Origin of the sequence: Streptomyces sp. NPDC006012 (genome assembly GCF_042871185.1) — a bacterium.
In the GTDB taxonomy this organism is placed as follows: domain Bacteria; phylum Actinomycetota; class Actinomycetes; order Streptomycetales; family Streptomycetaceae; genus Streptomyces.
This window is the reverse complement of the sequence record NZ_JBIAIE010000036.1, coordinates 41,657-61,878: the sequence shown is the minus strand read 5'-3', so window position 1 is coordinate 61,878 and position 20,222 is coordinate 41,657. Positions and strand designations below refer to the sequence as shown.

The following is a 20,222-nucleotide window of genomic DNA, read 5'->3' as shown; positions in this document are numbered from 1 at the left end:
ACCCCCCAGGTCATGCCTTCGACAGGGGGACACAGTCATGCCGGGCCCGGAGGCCAGCGGCCCTCTTGCAGGACCGCGAAGAACATAACGGGGGATGACGGGGCGGAGGGCCGTGTGCTAGGGAGGGAAGGTGCAAAAAGTACAGGAGACTGTATGACGGCTGAAACCATATGCAATACGTCGAATAGGGTCGTGCGGCCCCGGCGTCGGGCAGTGACAGTCTCATGGTGGTTGCTCGGCCCTGTACTGGCGATCCTCGCCATCCCGGTGGCCGACGTGTTCCTGCCGCCGGACATCCACATCGCCCATCTGCTGGTCGTCGTCTGCGCCGCCACCGCCGTGGGCGCCGGCCCGCCGGCCACCTTGCTGGTCAGCGGCCTGGCGGTGATGGCGCTGACCACCGCGGGACTGGAGCGGCACACCCTGGCGACGGAGAGCGTCCTCGTCGAGATCGCCGCCCTGGCCGGGCTCTGCGCCTTCCTCGTCGCCCTCACCTGCCTGCGCGTCAGACGGGAGGGGGAACTGGTCCGGGTGCGCTCGGTGTCGGACGCGGCACAGCGCGTCGTGCTGCGCCCGCTTCCGGAGCGGTCCGGCCCGGTGTCCCTCGCCTCCGTGTACCGCAGCGCCGAGGCCGACGCCCGCGTCGGCGGGGACCTCTACGCGGTGGCCCGCTCCGCCCACTCCACCCGGCTGCTCATCGGCGACGTCCGCGGCAAGGGGCTGTCCTCGATCAACGACACGGCGATCGTGCTGGGCGCCTTCCGCGCCGCGGCCCACCTCGACGTCTCCCTCCCGCAACTGGTCGCCTACATGGAGGACGCCGTCTCCTGGGGCCTCGCGGAGTTCACGCCGACCGAGGAGGACGTGGACGAACGCTTCGTGACCGCCGTGATCGTGGACGTCCCGGACGACGAACCGGTGCTGCGCCTGATCAACTGCGGGCATCCGCCACCGCTGCTGCTGCACGGTTTGGCCCCTGGGCCGCTGGCGGTGCCCGAGCCCGCGCCGCCGCTCGGCCTCGGCGACATGTCCGCCTCCTCGTACGTCTGCGTGACGTATCCGTTCGTCCGCGGCGACCGGCTGGTGCTGTACACGGACGGCGTGAGCGAGGCCCGCGACGACAAGGGGATCTTCTACCCGCTCTGCGCGCGCGTCGCGGCCTGGGCGGACGAGGAACCCGGCTCGCTGGCCCGGCGGATCGCCGACGACCTCAAGAAGTACACCGGAGGGCGGCGCAACGACGACATGGCCCTCGTCGTCGCGCGCCGGGACGGCGCCGGCACCTGACCGCCGCAGCCCTGCCACGTCCACGGGCCGTCAGTTCACGGGGCGTCAGATACGGAACAGCGAACCGATGAACTCCGTCAGCAGGCGCTCCTTGAGCCGCGGCGGCAGCGCGTCCAGCAGGACCAGCACCGGCGCCGTCCGTGACGGCAGGCCCTGCCCGTCGCCCAGCCCCGCGAAGGCCAGGAAGCCCGCCACGTCCTCGGGCGTGAGCGTGTCCGGGTCGAGCGACGCGGCGAGTTCGGCCACCGCGGGATCCACGGCCACCGGCTCGCTCGCCCGGGCCGCCGCGACCGACCCGGCGAGATCCGACAGCAACGCCGCCACCCGGTCGCCGGTCGCCGGGGTCAGGGTCAGATGCAGGTTCGGCGGCAGTCCGGCGTGGGAGAGCTGCGGCTGGAGATACCAGCCGCGCTCCCGCATCTCGTCCGCCACCTGGAGCACCAGGCCCAGGTCGGGGACGCCGGCCGGGTCCGTCACGGTGAACGCGACCAGACTGCCCGCCGGTTCACCGAGCACCCGGACACCGTCCGTGGCCCGCAGCCCGGGCAGCAACTCCTCGGCGGCCCGCGCGATGCGGCTGGCCAGCGCGGTGTATCCGGCGTCGCCGAGGTGGTGCAGCACCGCCCACGCCTGCGCCAGCAGCCCGCCCGGCTTGGTGCCCTGCACCGTCGGGTTCACCACCGGGTAACCGGGCCAGTCGGCGTGCGCGAAGTACTGGTGGCGGCGCAGTTCGCCGTCCCGGTACAGCACGACGGACGCCCCCTTGTCGGCGTAGCCGTACTTGTGCAGGTCCACCGAGACCGAGGTCACGCCCGCGACCGTGAGGCCGAACGGTTCGACCGGGCGGCCCGTCCGGGCGAGGAACGGCAGGTACCAGCCCCCGATGCAGGCGTCGACATGGCACAGCACGCCCCGTTCGGCGGCGGCCGCCGCGATCTCGGCGACCGGATCCAGCACGCCGTGCGCGTACGACGGAGCCGACGCGACCACCAGCGCGGTCCGTTCGGTGACGGCGTCCGCCATGGCCGGTGCGACCGCGCGGAACGTCACCGGGTCGACCGGGACCACCACCGTCTCCAGGCCCAGATAGTGGGCCGCCTTGTGGAAGGCCGCGTGCGCGGTCGAGGGCAGCACCAGCTGTGGCCGGGTCACCCCGCGCACGGCCCGGGCGTGATCGCGGGCGGTCTTCACGGCCAGCAGGATCGACTCGGTGCCGCCGCTGGTGAAACTGCCCTGGACGCCGGGCGCCCCCAGCACCGCGGCCACCGCACCCACCACATCGTTCTCCAGCCGGGCCACGCTCGGGAAGACCGTCGGGTCCAGGCCGTTGACCGTGGCGAAGACGCCGTACGCGGCCGTGGCCAGCTCGTCCAGAGCGGGCAGCCCGGCGTCGTAGACATAGGCGAACGTCCGGCCGCCGCGGGTCGGGGCGTCACCGGCGCGCAGTTCGCGCAGTTCGGCCAGCAACTCGCCGGCCGGGCGGCCGGCGGGCAGTGCGGGAACGGTGGTCGCGGTGGCGGAGTCAGGGGGCACGGTCCTTCTCTCTCTGTGCGCGGGTGAGGGCGGCGGCCGGGGCGGCGGACTCCCGCCGGTAGCGGCCGAGCAGCAGGAGCGCGGCGAGGGAGACGAGCGCGGGCAGCACACTCGTCCCGACGGCGATTCCGGTGACGGCCGCGGCCGGCTGGGCCACTTCCTCGTCGGCGTCGGACGAGCGGAACCCGGTGACCGCCAGCACCAGCGCGAACACCGCGGGTCCCAGCGCCAGCGCCAGCGTCTCGGCCGACGTCCACAGCCCGGTGAAGGTCGCGGCACGGCGCCGCCCGGTGCGCGCGGCGTCGGCGGACAGCGTGTGCGCCAGCATGGTCAGCGGCAGTAACTGAAGGCCCGCGTAGGCGACACCGACCAGCGCGGCCGCCGCGTACCCGACGGCGGCGTGCGTGTACCGGGCCAGGAACAACGCCGCGGCGCCGGCCGTGAACAGCAGCGAGGCGCACCCTTGGGCCCACTCGGTGCCCCGGGCGCGGGCGAGCCGGTTCCACAGCGGCATCACCAGCACGAGAGGGCCGATCATGCAGGCGAACAGCGGTGTGACGGCGCCCGCCTGGCCGATGGTGTACGTGGCGAAGTACTGGACACCGGCGAGCATCGTGCCGACCGCGAGTGCCTGGGCCGTCCACATCCCGGCCAGGGCCGCGAAGGCGCGGTTGCCACGGACGGCGGCGAACTGTGCGCGCAGCGACCCTTCCGCCGCGCTGCGCACGCCGACCGGGGCGTGCCGGGTACCGCGCCAGGCCCCCAGCATCCCGGCGGCGAGGAGTACGGCGACCACCACGCCCATCGTCCGGTAGCCGGCCCGGGAATCCTCCCCGGCGTGCGCGATGGCGGGGGCCAACGCCCCCGACAGCAGGATGGCCACACCGAGGAAGCCGACGCGCCAGCCCAGCAGCCGGCCACGTTCGACCGGGTCCTCGGTCATCTCCGCGGGCAGCGTCACATACGGCACCTGGAACACCGCGTACGCGGTCGCCGCCAGCAGGAACAGCACGGCGACGTATGCGGCGGCGCCCGCGCCGTGCAGCGGGGGAGCGGCGAAGATCAGCGCGAACAGCGGCGGCAGGGTGAGCGCGCCGGCCAGCAGGAACGGCCGGCGGGACCCGCCCTGTGCCCGGCTGCGGTCGGCCGCCGCCCCCACCAGCGGATTGACCACGACGTCCCACGCCTTGGGCAGGAAGACCGCCGCCCCGGCCACCACCGGCGTGACGGCCAGCACGTCGGTCAGGTAGTAGAGCAGGATCAGCCCCGGAACGGTGCCGAAGGTGCCGGTCGCCAGGGAACCGAGCCCGTAGCCGATCCGTACCGTGCGGGACAGCCCCGGCCTCGCGCCCGGCCCGCCGCCCGGTGCTCCGGGCAGGTCCGGACCGGGCCCGGCGGGCGGGCCCGGGCTATCGGTGGGGTTCATACGAGTCCCGGAGACGCGGCGGACGGTGGACGGCGGGCAGCCGCAGGCGCAGAGCATGGAACATTCACCCGCCCCACGGCAAGAGGGGCGCTCCGTTCGACGAACAACGGCGGCTGTGCGTTGACTTGGTGCTTTACAGTGATGCTCACCAGATCCGGCCAGTGGGACCTGCGAGGGATACACCGAACATGCCGACCGAAACGTATGAGTACCAGGTAGAGGCCCGTCAGCTGCTCCAGCTGATGATCCACTCGGTCTACTCGCACAAGGACGTCTTCCTGCGCGAACTCGTCTCCAACGCCTCCGACGCGCTGGACAAGCTGCGTCTGGCGGCGCTGCGCGACGACGCACCTGACGCGGACACCTCCGATCTGCACATCGAGATCGAGGTCGACAAGGAAGCCCGCACGCTCACCGTGCGCGACAACGGCATCGGCATGTCGTACGACGAGGTCGGGCGCCTCATCGGTACCATCGCCAACTCGGGGACCGCCGAATTCCTCCGGGAACTGCGGGAGGCCAAGGACACGGGTGGCGCCGAGGGGCTCATCGGCCAGTTCGGCGTCGGTTTCTACTCCGGCTTCATGGCGGCCGACGAGATGACCCTGGTGACCCGCCGGGCCGGCGAGAGCCAGGGCACCCGCTGGAGCTCCCGCGGCGAGGGCACCTACACCCTGGAGGCCGTCGACGAGGCCCCGCAGGGCACCGCCGTCACCCTCTACCTCAAGCCGGCCGACCCCGAGAACCAGCTCCACGACTACACCGCTCCCTGGAAGATCAGGGAGATCGTGAAGCGGTACTCGGACTTCATCACCTGGCCCATCCGGATGGTTCCGGAGAAGGGCGAGGGCGACGAGCCCGCGGCCGGCCCCGAGACCCTGAACTCGATGAAGGCCCTGTGGGCGCGCTCGCGTGACGAGGTCTCCGACGACGAGTACCACGAGCTGTACAAGCACATCAGCCACGACTGGCGTGCCCCGCTGGAGACCGTCCGGCTCCAGGCCGAGGGCACCTTCGAGTACCAGGCCCTGCTGTTCCTGCCGGAGCACGCCCCGCACGACCTGTTCACCCAGAACCACCAGCGCGGCCTGCAGCTCTACGTCAAGCGCGTCCTGATCATGGACGACTGCGAGGCGCTGCTGCCGCCCTACCTGCGGTTCGTCAAGGGCGTGGTCGACGCGCAGGACCTTTCGCTCAACGTCTCCCGCGAGATCCTCCAGCAGGACCGCCACATCATGATGATCCAGCGGCGGCTGACGAAGAAGGTGCTGTCCGCGATCAAGGACATGAGGGCGGCCGACGCGGAGCGCTACGCCACCTTCTGGCAGGAGTTCGGAGCGGTCCTCAAGGAAGGGCTGATCACCGACTCCGACAACCGCGACGCCATCCTGGCCGTGGCGTCCTTCGAGGGCACCCACGGCGAGGGGGAGCCGACCACGCTCCAGGAGTACGCGGAGCGGATGAAGGACGGCCAGGACGACATCTATTTCATCACCGGCGAGTCCCGGCAGAACATCGAGAACTCCCCCCACATGGAGGCGTTCCGTGCCAAGGGCGTCGAGGTGCTGCTGCTCACCGACCCGGTCGACGAGGTGTGGGTGGACGCCGTCGGCGAGTTCCAGGGCAAGCGGCTGCGGTCGGTCGCCAAGGGCGAGATCGACCTCGGGACCGACACCGACGAGGGGACGGACGAGGAGAAGGAGAAGCGGAGCGAGGAGTACGCCGGACTGCTCGGCTGGATGAAGGAGCAGTTGGCCGAGGACGTCAAGGACGTACGCCTCTCGTCGCGGCTGACGGTCTCCCCGGCCTGTGTCGTCTCCGACGCCGACGACCTCACCCCCGCGCTGGAGAACATGTACCGCGCCATGGGGCAGGAGGTGCCCACGAGTAAGCGCATCCTGGAACTCAACCCCGGCCACCCGCTGGTGCGGGGCCTCAACCAGGCGTACGAGGCGAGCGCGGACCGTTCGGAGCTGACGGACACCGCGGAACTGCTGCACGGGCTGGCGGTGCTCGCCGAGGGCGGACACCCCAAGGAACCGGCCCGCTTCGTGAAACTGGTCGCGGACCGGATGGGGCGCACGCTGTAACGGCGACTGCGGCGACTGCGGCGACTGCGGCGACTGCGGCGACTGCGGCGACTGCGGCGACTGCGGCGGACGCCAGGACTCCGGGGCTTTCCCGGGTGTACGCGTCCGCCGGTGTGGCACAAGGTCCGCCGCGCCGCTCACGGCCGGCCGACGGGGCCGGCCATGAGCGGCGGGATCCTGCTTGTTACGAGACGAGGTCGACGGTCGCGGTGTCGGTCAACCCGCCCGACGTCACCGTCACGGTGACCTTCCCGGGGCGTACGGCGATGAGCGTGCCGGACGTCAGATCCAGCACGGCACGGGTCTTCGGGCTGCGCGTGGCCGTGCGGACCTCGGACGCGGACCGGGCCACCACGAGCCCCGAGTCACCGCCCCAGGTGACGCTGGCCGGGTAGCGCAACGGGAAGGTGAGGCCGAACTCACTGGTGGCGGCGGTCGCGGAGACCGCCGCCCGGGAACCCACCGGGATCTGTGTGGGCGCCGACAGCGTGATCCCGTCGATCAGCGGCCGGCTCTCGGCCTGGAGCCAGTCCCGGGTCTCCGGGCTGGGCTGTCCGGCCTTGATCCGGGCGGGGCGCGGATCGACACCGACGTGCATCCAGCCGAAGAACCCGCCCTGGTCGGGTGAGCTGTAGGGCGTCTTGCCCACGGCCGGAGTGGTGACTTCGAGCACGCCGTCGGAGCGGGTGACCGACGCGGTGTGGGCATGACCGGTGAACAGGGCGATCGGCTTCCCCGAGGTTTCCCGGAAGTCCGCGAGCCAGCGCTTGATGAGGTCGGCCTGCAATCGGTCGGACAGTTGCGACGCCTCGGCACCGGACGGGTCGTGCAGCGGGTGGTGGAAGGAGAGGACCACGCCCGTGACCGACCGGTCCTTCGCCGCCTTCGCCAACTCCGACTGCAGCAACGGCACCTGGTCCCAGTCGGACGTGCGCATGTCGCCGGTGTGCGAGTCCAGCACGATGAAGCGGGTGCCCTTGTGGTCGAAGACCTGCTTGTTCGGCCGGCCCGTCGCGGCCAGGAAGGCGTCGAGCCCCCCGGTGGCCGACAGCCCGGCCTCGTGGTTGCCCGGGGACCAGTAGACCGGCAGCCCGCTCGGCACGTGCTCGCTCAGCAGCTTCTTGGCGAGGTCGAAGTCCGCGGTGCCGTTGTTGTCCACGAAGTCGCCGTTGATGAGGATGAAGTCGGGCTTGTCGGCGACGGCCTGGTCCAGCGCGAGAGCCGCCTGCCGGGCCGAGAAGGAGTCGGGTCCCGCCGCGGCGCTGACATGCAGATCGGACAGGACCGCGAACGTCCACCGGCCGTGCGGGATACCGCCCTGCTCGATCACGTACGGGTCCGGCTGCGGTGCCTCGGTGGTGTCGGGCTGCTGCCCGACCTGGGCGGCGAGCGCGTCGAACGTCAGCTGCCCGGCGTTCTTGTTGGTCTGCGACGTCTCGGCGATGTAGAGGCGCAGCAGGGTGACCGGATCCGAGAAGCCGGTGGGGAGGTCGCCGACGACCTGCCGCCAGCCCGTCCAGTCCACGGTGGTGGTGAAGGTGAACGGCACATTGGTGGTGCCCTGCGAGCGCAGCATGGCGCGCAGCCAGTGACCCCGGCCGTCACCGTTGACCCACAGCGACAGCTTCTTGGTGCCGACGGGCAGGGTGATCGGCGCGGACGCCACCACATAGGCCGCGGAGGTGCTGGGCTTGCCGGTGAAGTCGTAGGTGAGGCGCAGGGCGTGGTTGTCCGCGGCCGCGCCGGGCCGGTCCGTCGCCGGCACGATGTCGACCGATGCGGTGCCCTGGGCGGAGATCGCGGTCCAGTTCTCGCCCGGCTCGAACTCGGCCAGCGACGAGGCGCTCAGACCCACGGTCACCGCGAGCTTCGCCGCCACCGATCCCACGGTGGCCGTGACGACCGCGGCCTTGGCGGCCGGGTCCGCGGCCGCGGTGATGCCGAGACGCCCGTCGTCGCGGGCGGTCACGCTGATCACGGCCTTGTCGAAGTCGAGCGTCACGTCGTGGGCCGACACCGGGGCGTCGAACCCGTCGGCGTCGTAACCGACGAGGTCGACGGCGATCGTCGCGCCGGGCTCGATCGTGACCGCCCGCTGGGCGAAGGCCAGCCGGTGCAGTTCGCCGACGACGCGCAGTTCGCTCTCGCCCCGGGCGTGGCCTGACTGGGCGCGCAGCGTGCCCGTGCCGGGCTTCTTCGCCCGGAAGACACCGTCGTTCGCCCGGCCCAGTGAGCTCGGGCGGGCCGTCCAGGTGACCGGGTGCCGGTCGACCGACACGGGCGACCACGTCTCGTCGTAGCCGTTGACGGCGACGTTCAGGGTGAGCCCGGGCACCACCCGGTCGGCCACCGGGCGTACGTCGAGTCCGCGCAGCATGCCGGAGCCCTTCGGGCCGAACAGGCCGACGCCGTTGGGTACCGGCCGCTCGGCGCCGTCCGAGGGGGTGTTGACGACGCTCACCGCGCTGTCGCCGGCGCGTCGGGCGACCATCTCGGTGGACCCGCCGCCGTCGAGCATGAACGCCTCGGTGGCGCCGAGCCGCACCAGCAGCTTGGCCGTGTCGTTGAAGCTGAGCCCGGCGGAGAACTGGGCCGATCCGTCGATCGCGACGAGCAGCAGGCGGCGTCCGCCGTTCAGCCAGCCGATGGCCGTACGCGGCTTGAGCGCGTCGCTGCCTTCGTTGGGGGGGAAGGTGATCGCCGTGCCGCCACGGACGAGCACCGCGTTGCTGCCGAGCGCCATCTGCGGCGCCGACGGGCTGTCGGTCTTCGGCTCGAACGCCACGGTGACGGAGTCACCCTGACGGGCGCCGGCGAGTTGCGCGGCGGCGGCACCGCGGCCGAGGACGATCAGACCGTTGTCCGGTACCGGCGTGTCGGTCAGCGCGTTGCCCACCGAGGTGATCTTGCCGTCCACGACGACGAGTTCGGTGTAGGGGCCCGACCCCGAGATGAGCGTGCGCTTGCCCGGCCCCCACTGCGCGGTGAACACGGTGATGCCGTCGGCGGGCACGCCGGCGGAGTTGAGGGCGGCCAGCGTCCGTTTCGTACCGGCGACCGTGACGGTGCCGGAGAGCATGAAGTCGGCGAGCCGGGCCACCCGGTCGGCGCCGATCATGACGACGGTGGAGTGCTGATTCGTTCCCTTGCGCAACTGGCCGTTCTGGACCTCCGGTCCGATGGCCGCATTGGTCTCGGTGATGTCGAAGAAGTCACCGTTGACGGCGGCGACCGAATGCTGCGCGTCGGCGGCGGCGGCGAGCGGACGGGTGTCGCTCACCTTGGCGGCGACGAGGTCGACGCCGACCGACCGGTCGCCCAGGTCGGCGTTGAGTACGTGCACCCGGGTCCAGCCGCTGCGGCCGAAGGTGTTGAAGGTGGTCAGGACGATACCCGGGGCCACGGGGCGGTCGATCCGGTCCACCTCGACGGACTCGCCGGGGACGGCCGTCTGGTACCGCGGGGCGGAGAAGTCGAGATTGCCGCGGGCCTGCTCGCCGGGAGCGGTACCGCCGCTCCCGGCCGGTCTCGCTCCGCCCTGGAGAGCGGGGCTCGCGGTCGCGACACCGCCGGAGGCGACGAGCGAGGCGGCGACGGCGCCGACGATGAGACCGCGCCGGGTGAGCCCGTCAGTGTGCTGGTCAGCTGTGTTCATGGTGGCTGAAACTATGCAGTCACATCAACGACACATTGAACAGAAAGTGGCGGTCTGGGGATTTGGGTGCCTGGAACGGCGCGATCGGGGTATTGGCAGGTGTCATCCGAGACCTAGATCACACCGGCCCATGTCACAACGGGCCGGTTCCGTCCGTCCTCCGTGTGCAGGTATCGACAACGACACAGGAGCACACGATGGAAGCCCGTTTGAACCTTCTGGCCAACCCGACCGTGGCCAAGATCCTGAAGCACTTCAGCGCGGCGGGCAGGGCGCTGGAGGACACGTCGCTGCCCTCGGCGACGCAGGAACTGGTGAAGATCCGTGCGAGCCAGATCAACGGATGCGGTTTCTGCCTCGACATGCACACCAAGGAGGCGGCCGCGGCCGGTGAGCCCGCGGTGCGGCTCAACATGGTCGCGGCCTGGCGGGAGGCCACGGTCTTCACCGAGGCCGAGCGCGCCGCGCTGGAGCTGACCGAGCAGGGCACCCGTATCGCGGACTCGGCGGGCGTCTCGGACGAGGTCTGGGCGAACGCCGCCAAGCACTACGACGAGGAGCAGCTCACCGCTCTGGTCTCCCTGATCGCTCTGATCAACTCCTTCAACCGGCTGAATGTCATGGTCCGGCAGCCCGCCGGGGACTACCGGGTCGGACAGTTCAGCCAGGTGCTTGCCGACTAGCGTCGGCACCGGGGGGCGTTCGGCATCAGGCACCCGGACCGGCCGCCCGGTCCGGGTACCGGTTCGGGGCCGCTGCCGTCGCGCGCAGGTGGTGGCCCCGCGATCCGGACCTGGCGGCCGGGCTCCAGGGCGTTGCCCGGGGCCCGGGAGGCCAGGTGTAACCGGAATGTATTGGAGCGATGCCGATGCCATGCCGATGCGATGTTGATGCGATGTTGATCGGAACTCTTCAAGCGCATGGGTGGTCTAGTTGATCAGCAAGCCATTATCGCCGCTCGCTCCTGCAAAGCGAGCGGGAACGCCTGAAAGGCAATCATGCGCGCCCAGAAGCTCTCCCTCCTCGCCATCGCCGTAGCCGCGGGCCTTTCGCTCACCGCCTGCCAGGGCGGCGACAGCGAGTCCGCCGGTACGAGCGATTCCCCCTCCGCAGGGAACTCCGCCTCCCAGAACTCCGGTACGCAGGGCTCCGCCGACGCGTCCACGGGTGACGAAGCCGTCAACGGCGGCGCGGTCGCGGGTGGTGCCTCCGGCGCCTGCCAGACCTCGCAGCTCGGCTTCAGCGTCTCCGGCGGCATGGCGGAAGGCACCGTCATCGTCAAGCTCAAGAACACCGGCTCCGCCACCTGCGCCCTCCAGGGTTTCCCCGGCGTCGACCTCAAGGGCAAGGACGGCACCGTCAGCGCCGACCGGAGCAAGCTCGCCGCGCCGAAGGCCAGTATCAAGCCCGGCGAGGAGACCCGGTTCTCCCTGCACTACCAGCCGAACGACTCGGGCGGCACCGGCGTGTCCTTCACCAGCCTCGTCATCACCCCGCCCAACGAGACCCACTCCTACACCCTGCCCGTCGGTATCAACCTCCCGGTGACCGCCGGCTCCGGCTCCGGCATCACCGTCGACCCCGTCGGCACCGGAAAGTAGGCACCGGCCCGGTGGCCCTACGGTCCGGTGCGGTACGCCGGGTGACGGCCGCAGGGGCCCGCCTGCATCATGCCTGGGCGACGACGACGTAGAACGTCACCGTCGCGAGGAAGGGGCCCCGCGCGAGGTGTGCCAGCCAGATCCGTGCCGCCTCGGAAGTGAAGTAGCGCCGCGGGGTGCGGGCCCGGGCCGTGTCCACCATGTGCGGGGTCGGCCGGCGTGGCTGTCGGAGCGCCTGCGGTGTGGGGCGGAGTTCTCCGACACCGGTGGTTGGTCGCCCGCGGCCCCGCCCGGCGCACTGGCTACGGCTTGAGCGCGGCCATGGCGATGCGTTCGGCGACGGGGTTCATCGGCGTGCCCTTCGCATCGGTGGAGTTGACGGAGTAGACCAGCGTGCGGCGCAGGTCGCGGGTGGCGGCGATCGCCGTGCTGTAGCCGTAGCGGGAACCGGACTTGAGCCAGTAGACCGTGTCCCCGTACGCGAACCGCTGGAGCCCGGCGCTGTAGGTGGCGTCGGTGATGCCCGGCGGAAGCGTGAACATCTCCCGCAGTTGCGGTCGCGGGACGATCCGGCCCCGGAACAGCGCCGTGATCAGCCGCTCCAGATCCCCCGTCGTCGAGATCATGTCGCCCGCCGCGAAGCGGTCCGCCTGGTTCCAGTCCGTCACGTCCACGAACCGGGTGGTTCCGTCGGCGTTCCGTACCAGCTGATAGCCGTGGTTGTGCGGGCCGTGGATGCGTGGGTCGGTGCCCGGGAAGCAGGTGTGGCGCATCCCGGCCGGGCGCAGCACCAGCCAGGCGACCGCTGAGGCGTACGAGGTGCCCGTCACCTTCTCGACCAGCATCCCGAGGACCGTGTAGTTGATGTTCAGGTAGTGCTGCCGCTCGCCCGGGGCGAACTCCGGACCCTTCGCCGCCGCCGACGCCACCACCTGGGCCGGGGGCAAGGTCTCGAAGCGGTGCGGGTACTGGTCCTCGAAGTCATCGCCCCAGCCGTCACCCGCCCGGATGCCGCTGGTGTGGTTCAGCAACCGGCGGACGGAGACGGGTTCGAACGCCGGGCCGAGCAGGGCGGGAAGGTAGCGCTGGACCGGTGCGTCCAGATCGACCGTGTCCTGGGCCGCGAGTCGCAGCACCGCCGCCGCCGTCACCACCTTCGTGGTCGAACCGGCCCGGAACAGGGCGTCCGGGCCGGCCGCCCGGCCGCTCGGCAGGTCATGGACGCCCGCGCTGCCCCGCCAACTGCCGCCGGTGCCGCCGACCCGGACCAGGGCGGCGGTCGCGTCGGTCGTGGGCAGTCCGGCGAGAGCGGCGTTCAGCGCCTTCGCGTCGGGTGCCCCCACCGTGGGCGCGGTGGCGCCGGGCGCGGCGACGGCCGGGCGCGTGAGTGCGCCCGCCGCCACGGCGAGGGAGGCGGTGAGGACGGCTCTGCGGCTGTGCGGACGCATGGGGGCTCCTTGCGAAGATCGGCGTTCGGGCGGTGACGCCATCCTCGGGTCCCGCGCCGCCGCACGGATCATCTGCAAGGAGAGGGCCGACCCCGGCACGGCCCCGAGTGAATTGCCTGACGAGCCCCCGAGTTGTCGGGGTCGGACCCCTAAGGGCGGCATTCGCGGCCCGCGGTCCTGCCGTTCCGCCGTGCCGGACCGTCAGGTCCTCATACCGCTCGGTGCGGTGCGGTGCCGCCTGTCGGAAGATCATTCGGCTGATGGTTCACAGATGACTCATCGGTGTTCACCTGAGGTGCCCAAGATCCGCCATGGGCATGCCCGATTTTGTTCGTGGTTTGCCCTTCGATTAACGATCGATGAGGAAGGACGGCTGCAGATGCGGCCAACACAACGGCGAAGATGGCGGGACAGAGGGTCCGGCAGACAGCGGCTCGCGGGTGCCGCCCTGACCGCGCTCGTCCTGCTGGGCGGAAACCTGACGGTGGCGTACGCCGACACCGACGGGGACGAGCGCACCTCGGAGAAGAAGAACGCGTCGAGCCCGAGCGCGACGGCCCTGCCCACCCTCGCCCCGGGCGACGGGACGTATGTGGAGGGCACCCAGAAGGTCGCGGCCACGCCGGCCCTGGCCGGCGACTCCGTGACGAAGCTCGCGGTCGACGGACAGGCGATCGACGCCAAGAAGACGGTCGGGGCATCCCGGCTGAGCTTCGACGTCGGCTCCAACTCGACCGAGGCCCGCTACCACAACTACGTACTCGTCAACGGCGGGTACCGGGCGGACATCGGTGACCTCGTCAACGAGCGCGGCACCATCGAGATCCCCAACGAGCACCTGGTCAAGGGCGAGAACAAGATCCAGTTCTTCGCCGGCTCCGTCGACAGCTCGTGCGGCACCAACCACGACGATTTCGTGCTGTCGGACATCCAGCTGACCCTGCTCGGCGAAGTCGCGGACGGCGAGGAGAACGAGTACACGTACTCCTTCGGCGACGGCAGCTGCGGCTCCAACAGCTCCCTGCTGAAGGACGCGACCCTCAGCTTCTTCGTCCTCGGCGACCCGCAGGGCACCACCGGGCTGCAGAGCGACCTGGACACCACGAAGCTCGCAGGCGGCGACCACACCATCACCGCGACCACCACCTCGCGCAAGACGGTGACCAACAAGATCACCGTCAACAACGCCCCGGCCGGCGCCCCGCGGCTGCTGCCCAAGGACGGCACGCTGGTCAAGGGCGGGCAGTCGGTGTTCGCCAACTTCCCGGCGGGCGCCGACGGCACGGTGTCCGCGCTGACCGTGGACGGCGGCAAGCCCGCCTCCGTTCCCCAGCTGGGCAACGGCGCGGCCACCTTCTCCTTCGACGTCGGCGCCGACTCGCTCGACGACAAGTACGACAGCTACCTGCTGGTCAACGGCAAGCGGATCGACCTGGGCGGCACCTGGGTCAGCCAGCGGGTGGACATCGCGATACCGGCGCGGTACCTGGTGCCCGGTGACAACACCATCAAGGTGGTCGCCGGCCCGTACAAGGAGAGCTGCGGCAACAACCGCGACGACTTCGACATCTCCGGTCTGGGCCTGGCCCTGGACGGCGCCACCGTCACCGGCAAGGACATCGCGTCCTCCTACGCGATGGGCGACGGCAGCTGCGGCAGCGCCACCGACCGGCTGTCCGAGGTGGACCTGCACTACACGATCGACGCCCCGGCCGTCGCCGTCACCGACACGCTCGGCACCGGCAATGCCACCCTCGGCTTCACGGTGGGCAGCAACTCCATCGAGGCCCGCTACCAGAACTACGTCCGGATCAACGGCCAGAAGCTCGTGCTGGACGCCGACTACGTCAGCCGGCACGTCGACCTGACCTTCCCCAACGAGTGGCTGGTGCCCGGCTGGAACACCGTCGACGTCGTCACCGGCACTACCACCACCTCCTGCGGCGCCAACCGGGACGACTTCGCGCTCTCCGGCATCACGCTGACGCCCCTGGGCGGCACCGCCGAGGGCCGGATGGTCAAGGGCTCCTACAGCTTCGGCGACGGCAACTGCGGTGACAACGTCAACCCGCTGACCGAAGTCGACCTGGAGTTCTACGTCGACGGCCCGGCCCAGGGCGTCCGCGCCGACCTCGACACCGCGAAGATCAAGGACGGGCAGCACACGCTGGCCGCCACGTCGAAGTCCGGCAAGACCGCCACCCGCGTCCTGGTCACCGACAACTCGGCGCCCGAGGTCGCGAGCAGCACCCCACGGGCCGGCCAGCGGATCACCGCTTCGGTCGTGCTCGGCGTGCAGATGAAGGACGCCTCCGGCGTGGTGGACGGCCCCGGCATCAAGCTCGACGGCAAGGCGGTCAAGGCCGGTGCCGAGATCGGGCGCGGCCTGTCCGCCGGAGCGCACACCCTCGCGGTGACCGCCACCGACGCGCTGGGCAACACGGCCGCCCGCGAGGTGAAGTTCACCTCCGCCGGCATCCCGGACACCCCCGCACAGCTCACCCCCGCCTCCGGCACGACCGACGTCGGCCGGAACGTCAAGCTGTCCGCGAAGGTGGCCGAGCCCGACGGCGGCGAGGTGACCGCCACGTTCTCCGAGGCCGAGATCCTCACCCCGGGCCAGGTCTACCAGGGCACGGCCACCGCCGTCCCGACCACCCTGAAGGTCAAGGGCGAGAAGAAGATCAAGGCCGCCGGGCTCGCGCCCGCCGACGGGCGGACGCTCGCCGCTCCCTCCTCCGACGACATCAGCTTCCAGCGGTTCGACGTCCAGGTGAAGGGCCACGTCGACGAGCCGGTGCTGCGCTGGGAAGGCGTCATCGACCCCGAGCGCCTCGCCTCGCTGCGGGTGTGGAACAACAACTCCGACCGGTGGGACGTCGTCAACAGCGCCCGGGGCACCCCGGAAGGCAACACGGTGCTGACCGCCGTACTGGACCGCGCGTACGTGGACCGTCAGCAGGTCCACGTCATGGTGACGGGCGAGGACCCGTTCGCCGACGACATCGACGCCGGTGACCCCAACTCGTTCGCCGACCCCGGCTCGTACGACTTCTCGATCGTCCACTACACCGACACGCAGTACCTCTCCGAGGGCGCGGTCGAGCAGGAGACTCCCGAGGAGCGCGCGGTCTGGGAGAAGGCGTACGGGGACGTCTCCCGCTGGATCGTCGACAACAAGCACAAGCGGAAGATCGCCTACGTCGCCCACACCGGTGACATCATCGAGAACAACATCCGCAAGCCCGCCGACGAGGCCACCCAGAAGCAGGTCGTCGGTGAGCTGGAGCTGTCCTCGAAGCAGCAGAAGATCCTGGACGACGCGGGCGTCCCGAACGGTGTGATCGCGGGCAACCACGACAACCAGTCGGGCACCGAGAACGGTCCGGGCGCCATCTACAACCGGTACTACGGCCCCGACCGTTACCAGGCGCTGTCCCAGGGCTGGGAGCACGCCGACTACGGCGGCCCCTGGCGGCCGGGCGACAACCAGAACCACTACGACCTGTTCTCGGCCGGCGGCCAGGACTTCGTCGTGGTAGGTCTGTCGTACGGCGTGACGCGTGAGGAGGCCGAGTGGGCCGACTCGATCTTCAAGCGCTTCCCCGACCGCAACGGCATCCTGCTCTCGCACGACTATCTGGCGCCCAGCTCCAACCCCGACGGCCGCGGCGCCCCGTTCTCCGCGCCCGACGGCTCGATGCTGTACAAGACGGTGGTCCAGGACAACCCGAACGTGTTCCTGATCCTCGCCGGCCACGAGCACGGCGTGGGCACCAACGTGAAGCCGAAGGTCGGCGAGGTCAGCCACGACGTGGTGGAACTCCTCGCGGACTACCAGTTCTACACGGTGTCCGCGGACCGGCTCGGGCTCACCGAGATCGGCGGGTACAAGCCCGACGACCGGCTGCAGTTCGGCGCGAGCTTCTTCCGGATGCTGCAGTTCAACGTGGCCCGGTCCGAGCTGACCGTCGACACGTACTCGCCGCTGCTCGACGAGTTCGGCGCCACCGAGTACGACACCGACCACCGGTACGACGGCACCGAGGACAACATGGTGCTGCCGATCGACCTCAAGAGCCGCAAGACGACCTTTGCGACCGACTCGGTCGCGCTGTACAACCCGGTCGGCACCGTGGGCCGGACGAAGGTCACGTCCGGTGAGGTCGCCTCGGTGACGTGGCATGACCTCAAGCCCGGCTCCACCCACGCGTGGTTCGTCACGGCCCGCTCCACCGGCGGCGGTGTCACCGCCTCCGAGCCGAGCGTCTTCGTGACGAAGGACGCCCAGGGTCAACCGGGCAAGTGGAACGCGGACACGCCCTATTACGAGTGGTTCGCCCCGGCCCGGGAACCCGCACCGGCCGGCTGACCGCCGGCCCGGCCGGCCGATCACCTCCGGCCTCCGGCGCCCGCCGCCCGCCGCCCCGGACCCGCGCGGTCCGGGGCGGCGGGCCCGCGCCGTCCCGCCCACCCGGATCACGACCACGGCCACCGTCGCCATCACCAGCCACGAGAACCGAGCCCGCCATGCCTGCGACACCTCCCGCCCCCGCCCGCGCCCACACACCCGGGCCCCGCCCCGGCCGGCCCCACCGCGCCCTGCTCATCGCCCTCGCCGCGCTGGCCGCACTGCTCGGCGCCGGCCTGGTGCAGGCGGCCCCCGCCGCCGCGCACGACGCCACCTCCACCGCCTACGCCGAGGTCACCGGTACCGCGGCCCGCCCCGTGGCGACCCTCGACCTTGAGTACGACCTGCTGATGAAGTCGGCCTGGCTGTACGCCGAGGCGTACGACGCCAAGGGCCGCGCCGAGCAGTTGCGCCAGCTCGAACGGAACGCGGACGCCGTGTCCGCGTACGTCACCGGGCGCTTCGCCGTCACCCGCGACGAGAGGGCCTGCACCGCCCGCACCGAGGGCGACGCGGACATCCGCACCCGCGGCGACCGGCCCTACGCCGTGCTCGCCCTCGCCTACACCTGCCCGCCCGGCGCCACCGGTCCGGTCACCGTCTCCAGCGCGCTGTTCCCGGACGCGGAGAGCTTCGTGCACAGCACGCGGACCATCGTCCACTACGACCTCGACGGCGCACGCGGCTCGCAGGTCCTGACCGTGTCCGACCCCTCCGTCACCGCCGCTGTGACAGGTGGTCAGGAATCCCATCAGATCTGGGAGTTCTTCCTGCTCGGCACCGAACACCTGCTGTTCGGACTGGACCACGTCCTGTTCCTGCTCTCGCTGCTCATCGGCGCCCGCAGCCTGCGCGACATCGCGCTGACCGCGACCGCGTTCACCGCCGCGCACAGCATCACGTTCCTGCTGGCCGCGTGCGGCGTCGTCGACGTGCCCGTGGCAGTGGTGGAGCCGGTGATCGCCGCGTCCATCGCCGTCGTCGCCATCACGGGCTTCCTGCGGCGTGACCGTACGGACAACGCACGCTGGCGACTGCCCACCGTCTTCGTATTCGGTCTCGTCCACGGTCTGGGCTTCGCGGGGTCGCTCGGCATCGACGAACGCTGGTCCTGGGAGCTGCTGCTGTCGCTGCTCAGCTTCAACGTCGGCATCGAGGCGGTGCAGTTGGGCATCATCGCGGTGGTGTTCCCGCTGCTGGTGCTGGTGCGCCGCTCACCGGTCCACCGCTGGGTCCTGCCGGCCCTGACGGCACCCATCGTGATCGTCAGCCTCTACTGGCTCTGGGACCGGGTGGCGATCAGCGCCTGAGGGCCCGGCGCCACCCGGCCGTCCCCGCCGACCACGCACCGGCGCCCGCCGGAGTCACCTCGAACAAACAGTCGTGAGGTGTCCTCGCCGCGGGTAGCACTGAGTCACCAATGCATACCACCTGGTGCTGACCGCACCATGTGCCGACGATGGGGAGGCTGGGTGGACAGCTCGGGACCAGGGGATTTACGCGAGTCGGTCACACTCGGCGTCGAGGAGGAGTTCCTGCTCCTCGACCGGAAGGCGTACCGGCCCGTGGGCCGCGGCAGCCAGGTACTGGCGGCCGGGCGGAGGCGGCTGGGGGCCGGACAGCTGGTGCCGGAGATATCTCAGGCGATGGTGGAGACGGTCAGCGGTGTGTGCACCACCGCGCCCCAGCTCCGCACGGAGCTGGTGCGGTTGCGCGAGAGTGCGGCACAGGCGGCGGAGGAGTGGGACTGTCTGCTGCTCGCCTCGGGCACGTCGCCGATCGGGCGTACGGGCCCGGCGGCCGAGGACGATCCGCCGGACGTCCCGTCCCTGCGCGAGCAGCCGCGCTACCAGCGCATCCGGCAGCGGTTCGGACCGCTGGTGCGGGACCAAGGAGTGTGTTCCTGTCATGTGCATGTAGGAATTCCGGATCTGGGCACGGCCGTCGCCGTCGTGAACCACCTGCGTCCCTGGCTGCCGCTGCTGCTCGCGATGACCGCCAACTCGCCCTTCTGGAACGGTACCGACACCGGATACGCGAGCTGGCGCACCGTGCTGTGGCGCAGCTGGCCCACGGCGGGACCGCCTCCCCTGCTGCGCTCCGCCGAACACTACGAGGAGGTGGTGCAGACCCTCGTGGCCAGCGGCGCGGCCCTGGACCCGGCGATGGTCTACTGGTACGCCCGCCCGTCACGCCATGTGCCGACCGTCGAGATCCGGATCGCGGACGTCCTGCCGACCACGGCGGAGACGGTGGCCTACGCGCTGCTGGTCCGGGCCGTGGTCCGCCGTGCCCGTGCCGCCGTCCAGAACGGAGTTCTCCCACCACGGGTGGAGCAGGAGGCACTTGTCGCCGCCTGCTGGCAGGCGGCGCGTACCGGGGTCACCGGAGACCTGCTCGACCTGATCGGCGGCACCGGGGCCGCGGTGGCTCCAGTCATGCAGCAGATCGCGACAGCGCGTCGCCTGCTCCGGCCCTACCTCCCGGACGCCGGCGACCGGGTGCTGGTCGACGCCTGGCTCGACCGGCTCGCCACCGAGGGCGGCGCCGCCGACCGCCAGCGTGCCCTGTACCGCCGGTCCGGCCGCCTGGAACAACTCGTCGAGCACATCGCCGTCGCGGATCCCGTGCCGGCCGCCGGCCCGGCACGGACGGCGGTCACCCGGACCGCACTCCTCGCATCCGACCAGGAGGAAACGACGTGACCACCGTGTCACACCCCGCCGGACCGGAGCGTGTCGCCGATCGTCCCACCTGATCCCGACCGCTCA

12 protein-coding genes are annotated in these 20,222 nt (G+C 71.0%); 7 read left to right on the top strand and 5 right to left on the bottom strand.

Translation table 11 applies throughout. The features are described 5' to 3' along the window. The first annotated feature begins 231 nt into the window (after positions 1-231). Positions 232-1,287 (top strand): PP2C family protein-serine/threonine phosphatase, encoded by a 1,056-nt coding sequence (locus ACFYPJ_RS36120; protein WP_389025852.1) that lies wholly within the window; start codon positions 232-234, stop codon positions 1,285-1,287. Between the two features lie 45 nt (positions 1,288-1,332). Here ACFYPJ_RS36120 and ACFYPJ_RS36115 read toward each other — a convergent pair whose 3' ends face one another. Further along, positions 1,333-2,820, bottom strand: coding sequence for a pyridoxal phosphate-dependent decarboxylase family protein (locus tag ACFYPJ_RS36115; RefSeq protein WP_389025851.1), 1,488 nt, complete (start codon positions 2,818-2,820; stop codon positions 1,333-1,335). Continuing rightward, positions 2,810-4,246 carry an MFS transporter gene (locus ACFYPJ_RS36110; protein WP_389025850.1) on the bottom strand — a complete coding sequence of 479 codons (1,437 nt, stop codon included), beginning with the start codon at positions 4,244-4,246 and terminating at the stop codon, positions 2,810-2,812. Before ACFYPJ_RS36110 ends, ACFYPJ_RS36115 begins: the two co-directional genes overlap by 11 nt. Positions 4,247-4,434: 188 nt before the next feature. Between ACFYPJ_RS36110 and htpG the strand changes: the two genes are divergently transcribed. Next, positions 4,435-6,336, top strand: a complete 1,902-nt coding sequence (htpG, locus tag ACFYPJ_RS36105; RefSeq protein WP_389025849.1) for a molecular chaperone HtpG — start codon at positions 4,435-4,437, stop codon at positions 6,334-6,336. Between the two features lie 184 nt (positions 6,337-6,520). On the opposite strand, the gene ACFYPJ_RS36100 is transcribed toward htpG, so the two are convergent. After that, a complete protein-coding gene (locus tag ACFYPJ_RS36100) occupies positions 6,521-9,991 on the bottom strand; it encodes a phosphodiester glycosidase family protein (RefSeq protein ID WP_389025848.1) in 3,471 nt (1,156 codons plus the stop codon). A 197-nt stretch (positions 9,992-10,188) separates the two neighbouring features. On the opposite strand from ACFYPJ_RS36100, the gene ACFYPJ_RS36095 reads away from it, so the two are divergent. Further along, positions 10,189-10,674, top strand: a complete 486-nt coding sequence (locus ACFYPJ_RS36095; protein ID WP_389025847.1) for a carboxymuconolactone decarboxylase family protein — start codon at positions 10,189-10,191, stop codon at positions 10,672-10,674. Positions 10,675-10,989: 315 nt separating this feature from the next. Beyond that, positions 10,990-11,592, top strand: a complete 603-nt coding sequence (locus ACFYPJ_RS36090) for a DUF4232 domain-containing protein (RefSeq protein WP_389025846.1) — start codon at positions 10,990-10,992, stop codon at positions 11,590-11,592. A 67-nt stretch (positions 11,593-11,659) separates the two neighbouring features. Here ACFYPJ_RS36090 and ACFYPJ_RS36085 read toward each other — a convergent pair whose 3' ends face one another. Further along, positions 11,660-11,794, bottom strand: coding sequence for a hypothetical protein (locus ACFYPJ_RS36085; protein ID WP_389025845.1), 135 nt, complete (start codon positions 11,792-11,794; stop codon positions 11,660-11,662). Between the two features lie 100 nt (positions 11,795-11,894). Beyond that, positions 11,895-13,040, bottom strand: a complete 1,146-nt coding sequence (locus tag ACFYPJ_RS36080; RefSeq protein ID WP_389025844.1) for a serine hydrolase domain-containing protein — start codon at positions 13,038-13,040, stop codon at positions 11,895-11,897. A gap of 379 nt (positions 13,041-13,419) precedes the next feature. Here ACFYPJ_RS36080 and ACFYPJ_RS36075 point away from each other — a divergent pair, with 379 nt between their 5' ends. From ACFYPJ_RS36075 to ACFYPJ_RS36065, 3 genes are all read left to right on the top strand, one after another. Further along, complete coding sequence (locus ACFYPJ_RS36075) at positions 13,420-17,412, top strand: metallophosphoesterase (RefSeq protein ID WP_389025843.1); 3,993 nt, start codon at positions 13,420-13,422, stop codon at positions 17,410-17,412. Between the two features lie 158 nt (positions 17,413-17,570). After that, positions 17,571-18,761, top strand: a complete 1,191-nt coding sequence (locus ACFYPJ_RS36070) for a HupE/UreJ family protein (RefSeq protein ID WP_389025842.1) — start codon at positions 17,571-17,573, stop codon at positions 18,759-18,761. Between the two features lie 162 nt (positions 18,762-18,923). After that, on the top strand, positions 18,924-20,156 hold the full coding sequence (locus tag ACFYPJ_RS36065) for a glutamate--cysteine ligase (protein ID WP_389025841.1): 1,233 nt from the start codon (positions 18,924-18,926) through the stop codon (positions 20,154-20,156). Positions 20,157-20,222: the final 66 nt, after the last annotated feature.